This window comes from Bacillus sp. TH30 (assembly GCF_016650875.1).
GTDB classification, from domain to species: domain Bacteria; phylum Bacillota; class Bacilli; order Bacillales; family Bacillaceae_G; genus Bacillus_A; species Bacillus_A mycoides.
The window spans coordinates 261786-276541 of the sequence record NZ_JAEKEY010000001.1; the positions used below are offsets into that span (position 1 = coordinate 261786).

13 protein-coding genes and 1 pseudogene are annotated in these 14756 nt (G+C 33.5%); 4 read left to right on the forward strand and 10 right to left on the reverse strand.

The window, feature by feature from the left end; translation table 11 throughout:
* Positions 1-99: 99 nt before the first annotated feature.
* Entirely contained in the window at positions 100-525 is a 426-nt protein-coding gene (locus JFU20_RS01345; RefSeq protein WP_201038229.1) for an HD domain-containing protein, read from the reverse strand.
* 872 nt (positions 526-1397) lie between these two features.
* Here JFU20_RS01345 and JFU20_RS01350 point away from each other — a divergent pair.
* Both JFU20_RS01350 and JFU20_RS01355 read left to right on the forward strand, forming a co-directional pair.
* Entirely contained in the window at positions 1398-1763 is a 366-nt protein-coding gene (locus JFU20_RS01350) for a hypothetical protein (RefSeq protein ID WP_002144197.1), read from the forward strand.
* Positions 1764-1864: 101 nt separating this feature from the next.
* Positions 1865-2137 carry an HU family DNA-binding protein gene (locus JFU20_RS01355; protein ID WP_001043940.1) on the forward strand — a complete coding sequence of 91 codons (273 nt, stop codon included), beginning with the start codon at positions 1865-1867 and terminating at the stop codon, positions 2135-2137.
* Between the two features lie 32 nt (positions 2138-2169).
* Here JFU20_RS01355 and JFU20_RS29975 read toward each other — a convergent pair whose 3' ends face one another.
* From JFU20_RS29975 to asnB, 5 genes are all read right to left on the reverse strand, one after another.
* A complete protein-coding gene (locus tag JFU20_RS29975) occupies positions 2170-2364 on the reverse strand; it encodes a hypothetical protein (protein WP_242488130.1) in 195 nt (64 codons plus the stop codon).
* Between the two features lie 790 nt (positions 2365-3154).
* Positions 3155-4243, reverse strand: coding sequence for a zinc-ribbon domain-containing protein (locus JFU20_RS29980; protein ID WP_242488131.1), 1089 nt, complete (start codon positions 4241-4243; stop codon positions 3155-3157).
* Positions 4244-4335: 92 nt separating this feature from the next.
* Positions 4336-5454: a zinc-ribbon domain-containing protein gene (locus JFU20_RS01375; RefSeq protein WP_201038230.1), complete on the reverse strand. Its 1119-nt coding sequence runs from the start codon at positions 5452-5454 to the stop codon at positions 4336-4338.
* A gap of 358 nt (positions 5455-5812) precedes the next feature.
* Positions 5813-7339, reverse strand: a complete 1527-nt coding sequence (locus JFU20_RS01380) for an FAD-dependent oxidoreductase (RefSeq protein ID WP_201038231.1) — start codon at positions 7337-7339, stop codon at positions 5813-5815.
* A gap of 480 nt (positions 7340-7819) precedes the next feature.
* Entirely contained in the window at positions 7820-9646 is a 1827-nt protein-coding gene (asnB, locus tag JFU20_RS01385; protein ID WP_002144203.1) for an asparagine synthase (glutamine-hydrolyzing), read from the reverse strand.
* 400 nt (positions 9647-10046) lie between these two features.
* On the opposite strand from asnB, the gene JFU20_RS01390 reads away from it, so the two are divergent.
* Together JFU20_RS01390 and JFU20_RS01395 are read left to right on the forward strand one after the other, a co-directional pair.
* Entirely contained in the window at positions 10047-10616 is a 570-nt protein-coding gene (locus tag JFU20_RS01390) for a TetR/AcrR family transcriptional regulator (RefSeq protein WP_002016934.1), read from the forward strand.
* A gap of 56 nt (positions 10617-10672) precedes the next feature.
* Positions 10673-10900, forward strand: a pseudogene (locus tag JFU20_RS01395) (IS4 family transposase); the annotation flags it as partial.
* A 538-nt stretch (positions 10901-11438) separates the two neighbouring features.
* Here JFU20_RS01395 and JFU20_RS01400 read toward each other — a convergent pair.
* From JFU20_RS01400 to JFU20_RS01415, 4 genes are all read right to left on the reverse strand, one after another.
* Positions 11439-11966 carry a nuclear transport factor 2 family protein gene (locus JFU20_RS01400; RefSeq protein ID WP_137076830.1) on the reverse strand — a complete coding sequence of 176 codons (528 nt, stop codon included), beginning with the start codon at positions 11964-11966 and terminating at the stop codon, positions 11439-11441.
* Between the two features lie 154 nt (positions 11967-12120).
* Positions 12121-12513, reverse strand: coding sequence for a nuclear transport factor 2 family protein (locus tag JFU20_RS01405; RefSeq protein ID WP_042889832.1), 393 nt, complete (start codon positions 12511-12513; stop codon positions 12121-12123).
* A 4-nt stretch (positions 12514-12517) separates the two neighbouring features.
* Positions 12518-13339, reverse strand: coding sequence for an MBL fold metallo-hydrolase (locus JFU20_RS01410; RefSeq protein ID WP_201038232.1), 822 nt, complete (start codon positions 13337-13339; stop codon positions 12518-12520).
* Positions 13340-13634: 295 nt separating this feature from the next.
* A complete protein-coding gene (locus JFU20_RS01415; protein ID WP_078205665.1) occupies positions 13635-14255 on the reverse strand; it encodes a DsbA family protein in 621 nt (206 codons plus the stop codon).
* Between the last annotated feature and the right edge of the window lie 501 nt (positions 14256-14756).

Here is a 14756-nt window from a genome sequence, read left to right on the forward strand (position 1 = left end):
AGAGAATTGTTCTTACATGACTTATAACTTTTGCAAGAAGCATTTTCTTCAAACAAATAGTACCCTAAGAGATTGCCACTATAGAAGTTGCTGTTTCTTTTATTCCTCTAGAAATTGAATCGCTTTACGGTACTTCTCCAATCGTTTTAAGTCTTTATCTGTTATTCTAGCAAGTCGTGAGCGGTCAGAATTATGTTTTAAGTCTGCAAGTTTGACAGTACGGGCAAGAAAATTTTCTTTCACTCTGCTCAGATACTCAAAATAAGGCATGTATTTCTCTTTTGTCAGTACCTGCACTGCCTCCACTACGTTATGAGGTATACCAGCACTTAATAAATCAGCAGCAGTTATTTCAGTATCTTCCAGAACATCATGCAAATAAGCAGTAGCTTTCTCTTCGGTCGTATTTACAAAGCTAGCAACTGTCTCAGGGTGTTTGATATAATCCATTCCTGCTTTATCTACTTGTCCAACATGGGCTTTTTTAGCTATCTCATGAGCTATCTTTATATAATCAGGTAACATCGCAAAAGCTCCCTTTCTTTAAAAAAATCCCCCCCTCTAGCAAGCTGTTCTAAAAGTGAAGGAGGAAAATATTGATATAATCCCTCAGCAAATCATTGAAGTTCATCTTAAAACAAAAAATTTATAAAAAATGCCATCCTCTCTGTATATTTCTACAAAAAGAATAGCTTTTTTTTGGTTATATGGATACAATTTTATTTTAATTTGAATTACGTCCTTTTCCCTTAAGAGTATTTACTATATTAATGAGGAAAATTAGTCCTCAGACAAGAAATAAACAAGGGTGTACCCATGTTCTAAAATTAACAAGACTTATAATAAGCATTATAATGCAAAGGATACAACCTATAATATCAATGCTAAAAAATAGCTTCCCCTTCATTGTTTTCATTTATAACTATTCCCTTCCAGATGCCACCTTTAATTTATAATTCTCAATATAATAATAACATACGTTTCGACTTTTAACTTTTTTGGTTCTGGTGCAACAAATACTGTTATTGTGTGCGCCCGGGTAGCAAGATAGCAATAACCGATGAAATTAAATGTAAATCTGAACAGATTGAAGAATCCACTACAAAAAAGCTAACGAAGCAAAAATAAACAAAATATAGATTTGAATTATATTTCTCAACAACCCAAATTACTTAATCTGATAAAATAATAATCGGGTTGACACCCAATACCATATTACGATGGTTCCAGTCGCAGGAAGGCACCTTTGGGTGTCTTTTCTTTTTTTTGAAACACATTCTGGCAAAATACCTGTATCTTTGTTAATTTACGACTCACATAAACCAACAAACTTCGTATATATAATTTGTTACCCTAAATGGGTTGACAATACGAACAGTTATAGGAGGATTTTGTGAATGGTAAAAACAGCTTGTGTAAGTATTATTACTGGAATTCTTTTAATATGTTCAACAGGATGTGCCACTCAAACTGATTCTATTACAGCTAAAACTCAATCAATAGATGATGGCACATATACAACAAAAGAGATCACAGACGCATTTCCTGTAGGAACACCCATAACTACTTACATTCGAAAAGAAGAAAAACTGAACGTAAAACATCTCACCAGTATTACACTTACAGATGGTGGCGTCGGTAGAGTTCTGGAAGCAACAGATGGTTTTGTTGTTGTATGTGGGGATGAAAAAGGAGTTTTTGATGTGTTAATATTTAAAACTATGGAAGATGTAAAGAAATATGAACAGAGTTTAGCGCGATAATTAATATCCTTCTTATGCCTTTTTCTATGTACAGTATAATTGCATCATGAGTACACACAAGTTATAATAGTCACCTAATTACATATGAAGAGGTGCAGAAAATGAATAAAACAGAATTAACAAAAGTAGTAGCAGAAAAAGCTGAACTTACACAAAAAGATGCTGCTGCAGCAACACAAGCGTTATTAGATACAATCACAAATGCGTTAGCAAATGGAGATAAAGTACAGATTCTTGGTTTTGGTACATTTGAAGTACGTGAAAGATCTGCACGTACAGGACGTAACCCACAAACAGGTGAAGAAATGCAAATCGCGGCTTCAAAAGCACCTGCTTTTAAAGCTGGAAAAGAATTAAAAGAGGCAGTGAAATAATTTTACATATTGAAAAGATCTTGATATGAATATCAAGATCTTTTCAATATCCTTTTTGTTTTTATTCTAAGTACACATCTTGCAAAGTCTATATAAATAAAATAGAGCACCAAAAGAATGTAACCAACTTGTGTTATGATGAACATTTCAAGTTCGAAACCAGTGAGCTTTCTTTCCCTCTTTATTTTTCTCAAATATAGATAAAAACAAAAAATAGATAAAAACATTAATAATATAGAAGCATTATATATATCCTCTATAATAATAATAACTGGTCAACTCCTCACCTGAAAGTTATTTAGTATAAAATAAGCATAACATATGAAAGTTTAAATTACTTCAATCCACTTTTTAACAGAATATACTTTATATTTTAACATTTAACAGCTATACTTGTTTAAAAAGATAAAAGAGTCTCTTTTGCATTAATAGATTCACAAAAGAGATTCTTATTTTAGGAAATTTACTTATACGATACCAAGCTAATTATTCATGAGGATTAGGTGTAATATATGCCAGAGCTGGTCCGCAAGTTACTGCAAAGCCAAATAGTACTACTGGATTGATAGAAAAACCAAGCAATAATAGCTGCTTTTTCTTCATTATTATATGAAGATTTCGCTAGTTCTTCTTTATTAAGAACGTATTTACCTGTTTCCTCATTTTTTACCATAAGTACTGAAAAAATATATTCTAATTCTTTAAGTTATGAACAAGTCATTGTTAGAATTATATTTTTTCATAATCTTGCGATTGGAGAGAAAACAGATATCTATAAATTAGGAAGTCTACATTTGTAGACGTGTTTTTTTATAGTTTTCTATATATCTGTAAAGTTATACCTTTATAAACGATAATTTACTTTCCCTATTTGCGAAGGGGTTACGACAGCTAAATTTCTAATAAATATCGACTTTCCATTACCAAATAGTCCGTATTTAACAGTAAAAATAGTCTTAACGTACAGCAAATACCTTGCTTCCTATAATTCATCAAAAATACATCCATCAATCTTTTCTATCTATGTTGACCTTTTTTTCTGCGCAATTTATAACAATGTGGGCAACCACTTCCTCTAGATCTGGAATTAATAGTTGCTTCCCATTCGTGACCTTTTTGACACACCCACCAAACCTTTTTTGTTGAACCTGCTAGAACATTATTAGGTGTTAATGGCGAATTTTTTATAGGATGCCATTCTTTTGAAAGCAATGGTTTAGTTGTTGTTAGGCAATTATCTGAGCAAACTTTTCGATTAGAACAGTATGGACAACCTTGTTTTTGATTAGTCCTACTATTTACAGACGTTTCCCATTCATGTCCTTTCGCACACTTCCACCATACTTTCTTTATACTTCCATAAGTAATTTCGTAAGGGGTTATATTTAAGTTTTTATTATAATTCCATTCTTTAATGAGATCCGGATGTGTGATAAAAAGATTATTTTCTGGACTAGCTTTTAAACCTGAACAGTACGGGCATTTCTGATTTCTCGCTGTTCTGTGGACAAGTGTATTTTTCCATTCATGCCCCTTTTTACATTTCCACCATATTCTACGTGATGAACCTGCCACAACATCTTTAGGGCTTAAGTTTCTATTTTTATCATAATCCCACTCAGCAGCAATTCCTGGATGAGTAAATACTAAGGAGTTTTCTGTACTTGTTTTTTTATTTATACAATAAGGGCAACGTGTTTTTCTATTTACTCTATCACCCACAGCCGCTTCCCATTCATGGTCTTTTGTACATTTCCACCATACTTTCTTTTTTGACCCTTTTAGTATCATGTGTGGAAGCAAGTCACCATTTTTATAAGGATGCCATTCCATTACTATCTCAATTTCTGAAGCTACTGTTTTTTCTATCGGTAAACTTCCCATTTTTTTAACAATCGCGCCATAATCTTTATTAAGATTTATTTCTATTTTATTTTCAACATTAAGATGCCTTAATAATTTATGGAGGGAGACCTCAATATTTGAAATATCTCTATCATCTTCAATATCGATTAATAAGCAATTGTATTTTTCTATTTTAGGTGCTTCAGGATTTCTAATTCTAATTAATTGAATCCTCGCATCACACAGTTTTCTATTTTTCAAAATATCTCTTTTTACATTTTCCTCTTTACTATGAAAGTAAAGTCCATCATATTCGATAGCTACGCGTCTAGAAGGTATAAAAATATCTATTTCTAATTTTTTTCAAATAAATAACGATTTACAGCATCAGGAAATAATTGTTTTATGTAAAAAAAGATGGCTTGTTCTGGGAATGAAGTAGCTCCAAAGCATTTAGGGCACTTGGAACTTTTGTAAGTTCGATTATTAATTGATGCTCTCCAACTATGGGATTTGTTACATTTCCACCACACAATCTCCATCGATCCAGGGAGGAACTGCTCTGGTTTTTCGGCTTTATTTTTTTGATAATCCCATTCATTTGCAACTTCAGGGAACTTAATTAATAAAGAGTCTTCAATCAGTACCTTTTTCCCCGCACAATATGGGCATCCTCGACCTCTTATTCTACTCGCAATTTGGCTTTTGTAAGTGTGACCACAAGGTCCAATCCACCAAACTCTTCTCCCAGATGATGGCGTAAATTCTGATGGTTTTAAATCAGAGTTTTTCCAAAAATCCCACTCCGCTGCTATTAATGGATAAAACTTTTGAAGGTTATAGTCAACAGAAGCCTTTTTCCCTGCACAATATGGACAGTTAGTTTTAGACTTTGTTCGATTTCTAACAGGTATTTCCCATTCATGTCCTTTTTCACAAATCCACCAAACTCTTTTTGATGAATTGCAATATACTTCTTCTGGCAAAAGACCTAAATTTTTAGTATAATTCCACTCTTTTGCTATCTTAGGATAAACAGCTTTAAGATTGTTATCCTCAGAAATATACTTACCAGAACAATAGGGACACCCGTAACCACGCGTCCTTTCTGACACTGCGGTTTGCCATTCATGTCCACGTTTACATAACCACCATATTCTTTTAGATGATTTAGCTGAAACATCCTGTGGTCGTAATTTATCATTTTTATTTGGATGCCACTGATTAACTATTTCTGGATATTTTTCATAAAGGCTATTTTCCTTTGCAAGTTTTCTTCCCATACAATATGGGCAGTTACTTCCTTTTGATCGTTCGTAAATTGTTGTTTGCCATTCATGTCCCTTGGAACAAATCCACCACACTCTTTTCTTTGAACCATAGGTAACATCTGAAGGTTTTAATTCCCCGTTTTTTGTTGGATGCCACTCTTTACTAACATTCGGAAAGTAATCTAAAAGATATTTTTTCATTTATATCCCCCCTCTTGCAAGTATAATAAATAATTGTCTACTGTAGAGCGACTTACTTATAATAGTTAATTTTTCAGGATTTTAATTCCATATTCATCTGGATATACACCATATGTATTCCATGTTTTAAGTTTTGAACATAACTAAAGTACAAAAGATATTATAAAAAAGTAACGACTCTTTAGGAGTCGCTACTTTTTTACACTAACAGCTAATCTTGTTGATTTCTTTCTATCTCGTAATCATTACAGAACGCACCACCAATCGCTATAATGCCAACAATTTAAAAAGTAGTTGATTAAATACTGATTATATAATAAAAGAAACATTGCTCTAATCAGGGTAATGTTTCCTTTCCTCATTTGGCATTAGAAATTGAAATGGAAGAGAACAGATTTGTAATGTTATTCTCAAAAGCTAATGTAAAGGAAGGGATTAGTTCATGTATTCTTTCTTGCATTGGTTTCTTATCTACTTCTCCAAGTTCGTTCAAAAGTTCATTCTCTTCTGAAGACTCATCTCCATTGATTAACATCCTTAACATATCTGAGTTAATGATTTCATGAGGCGAATGAACTAGCCCATTCATCATTATATATTTTTGGAGCATGGATGAATTACCCTCATTTGCTTGCTTTAAAGCTTGTTTAAGATATAAATCAAAATATTTCTGTGCAAATTTCACACCTTTTAGTGGAACAGCTCCTACATATTCAACACCTTTCCAACGTAAATCCGCAATTGAACTCAGCCACCATGCCGGCTCAACAGCTTGTTGCATACGTTGCAGCACCTTACGTTCGAATCCAGGTTTATGAGTAGAATGTTCTTTTAAACAAGTATCTAACATTTCAGCTTCAATGGCGGCCACGGTCATCCCCTGTCCATAAATGGGATCAAAGTTACAAAAAGCATCACCTAACACTAATAATCCAGATGGCCAATTTTCCATTTGTTCAAAATGTTGCCGAGTTGATTCATGCGCTCTAAATCCTCTTGGGACACTAATTGGATCTAACTCTTTGATTAACTCCCTCATCATAGGGGTAACTAATGAATCCAGTTCTTTTTCATATTCTTTTGAATTGGTTGGCGGATAGTGCGTACCTCCAGCAACAAATAGTAGCGCTTGAGCTATGTTATCTTCAATATATAATAGCCCTACAGCTCCAACGTTTTTAGCAGGATCTCCTTCAGAAATTGCACTCAATTTCTCTTTGATATGTGGAGGTACTTTATAATATCTCGTGCTATATCCAAAATTCACCTTTAAACGTTCTGGTTCTGGAACATCATATCCCATAGATGTAAGCCATTTATTAAGTTTAGATTGACGACCACATGTGTCAATTACCAAATCAGTTAACACAGTTCGCTTTGTTTTTAATTCATCTCGTTCTTGAATATTGATTCCAATAACGCGCTTGTGATCAGACGAAGTTAGAAGACCTGTCACCGCTTGCTTTGAATGAAAATGTACATTAGGAATTTCTTGTACACGTTGGCGGATTGTCCATTCTAACAACGCTCGACTGCTCGCTGCACCTTTTCGTTCTATAACTAGTTCAAGTGCCCCATAAGGAGAAAATCGAATCATTTTATCATTCTTGACATTATGGGCCCCTAGATTTAATAAATCATCAACATATCCAGGAAAGAAACGGTTCATAATTATTTCTCCGCGTGGTAATACACGATGAGGATGAAAGTCTTGGGGTGTACCTGGACGTTCAGATGGTTTTTGAGGTAACTCATCTTTTTCAACAACTATCACTGTCTCAAAATAACTGGAAAGTACGCGTGCAGTAAGTAAACCTGCAATACCGGCTCCAATCACGAGTGCCTTTTCTCTTTTTGGCTGTTGATATAGTAATTGATTATCCATCAATAATCTCTCCTCTTCCTAAAAAGTATATTTGTTCAGCATGAATCTATTAAAACTTTTCCAGAAATCAGAATAAACAAATGATGATTCTTCATTATTTCAGTAAGGAGCCCGATGAAATAATAGTTAATATAGTGAAACAGAAACAGATACATATCAAAACACTACAATTCCCCCTGTTATTATAAGCTATTACAAGTGAGATATAATTAACGTGACCAATACAATTGTAGTATCTGATAGCACTGGTCTTAAAAGGTTCATCGTATTCTCCTTTACGTGGGACCTCCAATTCATATTATTCCCCCTAGTTCTTTCCATGTCCCTTATTCAATTCTAATTTACTAACTGATTAGCGTTATTGCAAATCAAGATAATAAAACCGCATCTCCAAATGTTAGATAACTATCTAATACATTGGAGATGCGGTTCACTTAGGTCATTGATGATTCATCTATTCTCTTTATTTGAAAAGTACATCTACCATACTAATTTAATATTATATTCTTGAAGCCAACTATTAACTTGAAGTAAATAATCTATTATACCTCGTGCATCATTACCTGAAATTACTTCGTCTTTTCCTTCTGCAATAGCACGAACTTTTTCTACATTTATTAATGGTAAAATAGGTGATTGAGGATCGTTCAACACATGTAACATCCAATCACTAATACCTTGTAGATAAGAAGCATCCTTTGTGCTTGGATATGCACTTTTTTTGCGATAAAGTACATCCTCTGGAAGTATATTTTCAAAAGCTCGACGTAAAATACCTTTTTCAATATTGTCTATGCTTTTCATTTCGAATGGAACATTCCATAAGTATTCTACAAGCCGGTAATCGCAAAATGGAACTCGTACTTCAAAGCCATTCATCATACTTGTACGATCTTTTCGTTCTAGCATAAATGGCAAGAAACGTGTAATAAACATGTAAGACATTTGACGTTGCTTCATTTGCAGATCACTTTCACCTTCTAAAAAAGGAACCTCAGCAACCGCATCTTCAAATTTTTGTTTTTGATATTTTTCAGGGCTAATCTTTTCTTTAAAATCTTCTGATAAAATTTCTGTACTATACCATAAATTAACACTCCAAGGGAATATCTCTGCATCTAAAAACTTCTCTTGATGGAACCATGGATATCCTGAGAACACTTCATCTGCGGATTCGCCTGAAAGTGCAACTGTTGCGTCTTTTTTCATTTCCTTAAATAGCAAATAAAGAGACGTTTCTAGTTCCCCAACTCCCGGTAGATCACGCGCTCGCATTGGAATTAATAAATGCTCTATTAAACTATCTGATCCTAACTCTATAGAGTGATGCTTTGTTCCTACATATTCAGCCACACGTTTCACCCAAGGTTCATCACGATCAAAACGAAGGAAGTCTTGCTCAAAGTCTTTTTCATCATTGATGAAATTCAAGGAATATGTATGAAGACGTTCCCCTTTATTCCCAAATTCGTTTCCTGCTAAACCTGTTAGACCACTTGAATCTAAACCTCCGGAAAGCATAGATACCACTGGTCTATCAGCAATTAACTGGCGTTTAACAGTATCTTGTAAAATGGAGCGGATTGTCTCCACTGTCGTATCAATATCATCTATATGTTTTTTACTTTCAAGTTTCCAATACTGTGTCGTATTTGAACCATTAGAGGTAAACGTCATATAATGACCCGCACGTACTTCATGTATATCCTTAAAAATCGCATGACCAGGAGTACGTGTTGGTCCAAGACAAAATACCTCAGAAAGTCCTTCTTTATCTACTTCTGCATTTACAAGCGGATGCGAAAGCAAAACTTTTAACTCTGAACCAAAGAGAATTGCGCTTCCTCTTTGAGCGAAAAATAAAGGCTTCACACCTAGATGATCACGACCAAGCATCAATTTCCCAAATCTTTCATCCCAAATACCAAAAGCAAAAATCCCATTTAAGTGTTGAACACAATCTTCTTGCCATTCTAAATAAGCATGTAGTAATACCTCTGTATCAGACTTTGTCTGAAATTCATGACCTTTCCCCTCAAGTTCTTTACGTAATTCTTGATAGTTATAAATTTCTCCATTGAACGTAAGGCCAATCGTATCATTTCCATCTTTATATAGCATAGGTTGAAGGCCACCTTCAGGATCAATGACGATGAGACGTCGATGACCTAATGCTGCTCGTTTTGAAAGCCAATGCCCCTCTGCATCAGGCCCTCGGTGAGTGATAGCATCTGTCATTTTTTTTAACGTTTCTTGTTCATGAGACAGGTCTTTAGACCAGTCTATCCACCCTGCAATTCCACACATAGTGTCTACCTTCTCTCAAATAGTATAGAAACCGACTAAAATTAAATATCAGTCGGTTTTCCGTAAAAAATCCGACTAAAAACATCTTTTAGTCATGTTTATATAATAAAACGAATTAAATAAAAAATCAAATAATTCAATCAAGAAAGAAATCACTGTCCCCTTTCACTTGAATTCTCATCGTCTGATTAAAAAGTTATTACCTTAAACTTTCATTTTTATCCTAAGTTATAAAGTTGCATTCTATTATAGTTATATACTAGAAATGAGAATGGTGTATGTTATTCTATAAGAAGCAAATAGAGGACTTTCTATTAGGAGTTAAAAAATTACAAATGGACTGATACAGAATGTAATGCAAGAAAACTTCGCTAAATATTTCAAGGATAGGGTGTAGACAATGATCAAATTAGAAAAAGAAAATAAAAAAATGAAAATCATTCAATCTGCCACAATACTGTTCTCTATGGGTGGTGTCCGTAACACAACGGTTGATGAAATTGCAAAGAAAGCTAAAGTTGGTAAAGGTACTATTTATTATTACTATACAGATAAAACTGAAATATTATGTGACTGCTATATGCGTCATATTCAGCTTATACGTTCACAATTATTTGATTTATATAAAGAGGAAAAAGATGTTTTACTTCGAATACAAAAAATCCTTCATTATATCAGCCTAGAATATCATCAAGATCCGTTTGTTTCTACACTCTTTCAAGAATATAAAGAGTACCATTCACCTGAAATTACAGCTTGTTTTAAAAAGTCTGAAGAAGAAGCAATTAAAATGATAAGTAATTTGCTCGAAAAAGGTTATCAGCAAGGAGCTTTGCATAAGGTACCATTACCACTTACAGCTTTTATGTTAGTACGAATGATTTTTAACTACGAACAGGATTACATAAAAGATGATAAAAGTGATAAAGAATTTCTGCAGTTGCTAAAACATATGCTTCTTAAAAACTAGTTTTAACCACATACAAAAAAAATTGCGGTACAAATATATGAAGAAGAACGTGAATAATGGATGGTTTAATAAGCTCTTTTCAGTCTGGACAAACCTGTAAAATATCCAACGCTTATGTAGGAATGACTGATAAAAGAACAACAGCGATTACAAGATCAAACTGTAAGGGAAAAAAGAATGAAATAAAGTATTCTGCTCGTAGTTCAGTTTTAGCAATATTAATGAGAAATACCAATCATTTACTTGTGCTGATAGGAGAAGTAAATGATTGGTATTCTTTACGTTAGCCAATATGATTTTAATTTAACTAATTCCCCGAAAGAATTCTCCTTCCTCAAGCGTGTGAAGGGCGTAGCCCAACGGTAGGTGGGAGATGAATTTCGGTTTGGCATAGCCAAAAACTTTTGATAAACTAGCTATATGAAGTTCTTTGATAACTTGATATATGAGGTTGCAGGAAGAAAATAGAGTGCGAAAACCAAGCCATTCGGTTCCTGCGTAAAATATCAACCGTACCAAAAGAGCGTCCAAGCGTTGGACATCTAGGGGTGGAACACCCCGAAGTAACGCTCAGGGAGACGAAAGGGTACTTTCGTCGTGGAACTGAGAAGCTCCCACTTCAAGCTTTGCTAAGTGGCGAGTAGTTCACTAATCTAATAACAAACCTTTAATTTAAACAAATCTAGTTCAAGCAAAAAAAGATGTCCTAGTACCATATCTACTAGGACACCCCTTCATTTTAATCATATATACATAACTTCTCTAAATTTCTAAATTCTATACATCTCTATCAATTAAATAATAATTAGATATATCTCCTATCTAAAACATAGTATTATTATTAGCTGTTTCATTTGGAATCTCTTGAATTACATCCCAGTGTTCGACAATCTTACCATCCTTTATACGAAATATATCCACTATAGCAACTCCCTTATCTTGAGAGTTAGCACGAGAATGTACATGAAGAGCAACTGTATCTCCTTCAGCTACTACACGTTTAATTTCTGCAGAGGAGTTAGGGTTTTTAACAAAATCCTCCTTAAAGAAATCCATGAAAGCTTTTCGTCCATCAGCCACAAAAGGATTATGTTGCTTATAATCTTCACTTACATATTTAGGGATGATATCGATATTATGTTTGTTAAAAACTTCATTATAGAAATCAACTACCATCTTTTTATTCTTTTCTTTTTCTGCCACATCATCTTTCGATACTGGTGCAACATTCTCGCTCTTTATTGAGTTACCTTTGGCATTACCAGTGAAGGATTGAAATGTCAAAGTCGATACAATTCCTAAAATAAACACAGAAATAATTATTATTATTAAATTTTTCTCTAATTTCATATATATCTACCTCTTTTAATTTTATAATTCACCTTCGATAACACGCTTAATAAAGGAAAAACATTTCCCAGAATGTGATGTAAGAAATATTGTTAGGAAAATCCATCTATCCTAACAATACTCCTTATACGAGGCATATTTGAAACTGGTAACTCTAACTTAATACCTCATTAACAGTTGCACTGTCCACAATTTGAATAAACTTCTTAACCTTATCGTTCTCATCAAACTCATAAAGATGACAAAAATCTGCTATGAATGATTTCCCTGTTACTTTATATGTTCCACTATATTTTCCATACACGATAACAGTATTGTTATTAAAAGCATAAATTTCATCTTTAGCGCTATAGTTATCCCATTCAGTTCCAAGACGTTCATGTACATTTTTCACTACTTCATCAGGACCTATATAAGTGCCCGCATATGGAAACCCAGCAGCTTCTGTCCAAGATACATTTTCACTTAAATATGTTTTGAAAGCATCCATTTTTCCCTCGCCAGTTAACACATACGTTTCATGTAATAGTTTTTGATATTTATTCATAGCATTAACCCCATGGCATTTCTTTTGTTACAACTTTTGCACTTAATTCCAATACACCTTTATTAGCATAGCCTGGATATGCTGTTTCAAGCTTTGCCACAAAATCTTTTGAAGTGTTACTTTCTTCAGAAGCTTGAATTGCAGTTCTTAGATAATCCATAGTTGCAATAATCGCTTGATTATCTAAGGATTTTTCGATTGATCCATGGCTTGGTACAATAATGTCAGCATTTAACGCTTGTAATACTTTCAAGTTCTCAATCCATGCCTCCATTGCTGCTTTTGAGCTAGTATCTGCTAAGAATAGATGGATTTCGTTAAATACATCAATGCCTCCAATCAATAATTTTAGCTCTTTATTAAATAAGCTAGTTCTGTAATCATCTAAGCCTACAAGTTCAAATGTTAGACCTTGAAAATCAATTGTTTTCTCTTTAATAACTTGAGGTAATACCACATTGTTTGGTGCATTTTCTCCTAGTACATCTTTCCAAACTTTTAATTTCCCTAATACAGAATGAACAATATGTTCAACCGTAGACTCTGTTGCATACGCTATGGCTCCTGGGTAAGCAGCTTTCATACTTTCTAACCCAAAGTAATAATCAGGATCCCCATGTATAATAAAGATTTTATCTAGGGATAAGTTATTGTTTTTCAGATAATCTACAATTTCTTTCGAATCAGATTGAGTAAATTTTGAGTTTATTAAAAATGCATGTCCTGCTTTCTCAACTAAGGTTGCAGTTACCATAAAACTTTTTTCATCCGAACTAAACACCGTCAATTTTACATCATTTAGATTTGTATCGATTGTTTTAAACATAGAATGTTATTCTCCTTTTGTTAAAGTTATTGAATAGATAACACATTTTTATCTTGTTCCGACAGAAGGCCCCTCCTCAATTCCCCTGCATAGTTAATCGCACCAGCAAATAGATAGGAGATGTATGTCGGTTGGCGTAAGCTAACATGTTTGCTACTGTGATCTATAGTAAAATCATAATTGGACCTTCTTTAATAACAAATAGAAACTATAACTGTTATCAGAAAGATTTAAGTCCATCCACTTCTAGTCTTTTTTAAAACGTTAAATGTTATATACTTTAACTTAAAGTTTTTTAATATAAATTTTTGAAACGTGCTTCGATTTTATCTGGCGTCATTACCCCGCCACCAATAGGGATAATTTGATTATCCTTTTGTAAAAGTAATGAAGGATAACTATTAACACCAAGCTGTCGAACCTTATTGAAATCATTTTGTACATCTACAATTGTTTCTTGAGCATTTAAACGCTCTATTACTTGTTCAGGATCCAAACCATGCTCAATTGCAATCTTACGATATGTTTCAGGGTCACTTAGACTTTCCCCCTCATAATAAAACGCTTTTTGCATAGCCGAAGTGAATTCTAACAAACGGTCTGGCGCTAATGAACGTAAAGCGGAAAAGCCAATTGCAGCATCTTTCGAATTCATTTTAAAAGTACCTTCTTCCACCAACTTTTGATATGAAGGACCAAACTCTGCACCTGTAAGTTGATTAATTCTTTTATTTCCCTCTTCTATATATGAGAAATTTTTTATTGGTAAATCATCTAAAAATAGCCCTCCACATAAAACCGTTAACGGCACTTCAGTGTGTTTTTGGTAAAATCCTTTAATACTTTCTGAAAAGCCATAGCACCATCCACAATATGCGTCCCATACATATATAAAGTTATCTTGTTTCGTTTCCATTTAAATCTCCTACCTTTATTTTTATTTACCAGTCCAGTTATCACTTAAAATTCTCAGCCAACTTTTTGGTTTGTAAAAGTACATCTTTTTTAGTATCTTGTTCTTTTTTGAGGCACCTTACTATATTTTTCAAAAACTAACCCTTTTAAAGAAAGAGCAACTAAGATTTTTAGCAAAAGACAACGATGTATATTATTGCCCCAAAGTAGAAAATACTACAGTACGGAATATGCATTTCTTTTAATATATCAGTAACTATCTACCCTTAACGGCAACGTGTGAACCACCATCCTTAAATAAATATACAAATCGTATTTCCACTTAAAATAGGTATTAGTTGTAACTAACACGATTACAACTTTATGTAACTATATTAGTTACAACAAAGACGAAAGTCAATTCTTTTTTTATAAAAAATATTAAATTTCTACCCTAACGTTTTCAAAAATCTGGTTAACAATAAAACATAACTTTAGTATTATCGCTTAATACCTATATACC

What these genes read in the sequence shown, in the direction of transcription:
- JFU20_RS01390 (WP_002016934.1), top strand. Translation starts at nt 10,047, where the DNA reads ATGATCAAATTAGAAAAAGAAAATAAAAAAATGAAAATCATTCAATCT.
- JFU20_RS01410 (WP_201038232.1), bottom strand. Translation starts at nt 13,339, where the DNA reads ATGTTTAAAACAATCGATACAAATCTAAATGATGTAAAATTGACGGTG.
- JFU20_RS01400 (WP_137076830.1), bottom strand. Translation starts at nt 11,966, where the DNA reads ATGAAATTAGAGAAAAATTTAATAATAATAATTATTTCTGTGTTTATT.
- JFU20_RS01345 (WP_201038229.1), bottom strand. Translation starts at nt 525, where the DNA reads ATGTTACCTGATTATATAAAGATAGCTCATGAGATAGCTAAAAAAGCC.
- JFU20_RS01375 (WP_201038230.1), bottom strand. Translation starts at nt 5,454, where the DNA reads ATGAAAAAATATCTTTTAGATTACTTTCCGAATGTTAGTAAAGAGTGG.
- JFU20_RS01355 (WP_001043940.1), top strand. Translation starts at nt 1,865, where the DNA reads ATGAATAAAACAGAATTAACAAAAGTAGTAGCAGAAAAAGCTGAACTT.
- JFU20_RS01350 (WP_002144197.1), top strand. Translation starts at nt 1,398, where the DNA reads ATGGTAAAAACAGCTTGTGTAAGTATTATTACTGGAATTCTTTTAATA.
- JFU20_RS01405 (WP_042889832.1), bottom strand. Translation starts at nt 12,513, where the DNA reads ATGAATAAATATCAAAAACTATTACATGAAACGTATGTGTTAACTGGC.
- JFU20_RS01415 (WP_078205665.1), bottom strand. Translation starts at nt 14,255, where the DNA reads ATGGAAACGAAACAAGATAACTTTATATATGTATGGGACGCATATTGT.
- JFU20_RS29975 (WP_242488130.1), bottom strand. Translation starts at nt 2,364, where the DNA reads ATGTTTTTATCTATTTTTTGTTTTTATCTATATTTGAGAAAAATAAAG.
- asnB (WP_002144203.1), bottom strand. Translation starts at nt 9,646, where the DNA reads ATGTGTGGAATTGCAGGGTGGATAGACTGGTCTAAAGACCTGTCTCAT.
- JFU20_RS01380 (WP_201038231.1), bottom strand. Translation starts at nt 7,339, where the DNA reads ATGGATAATCAATTACTATATCAACAGCCAAAAAGAGAAAAGGCACTC.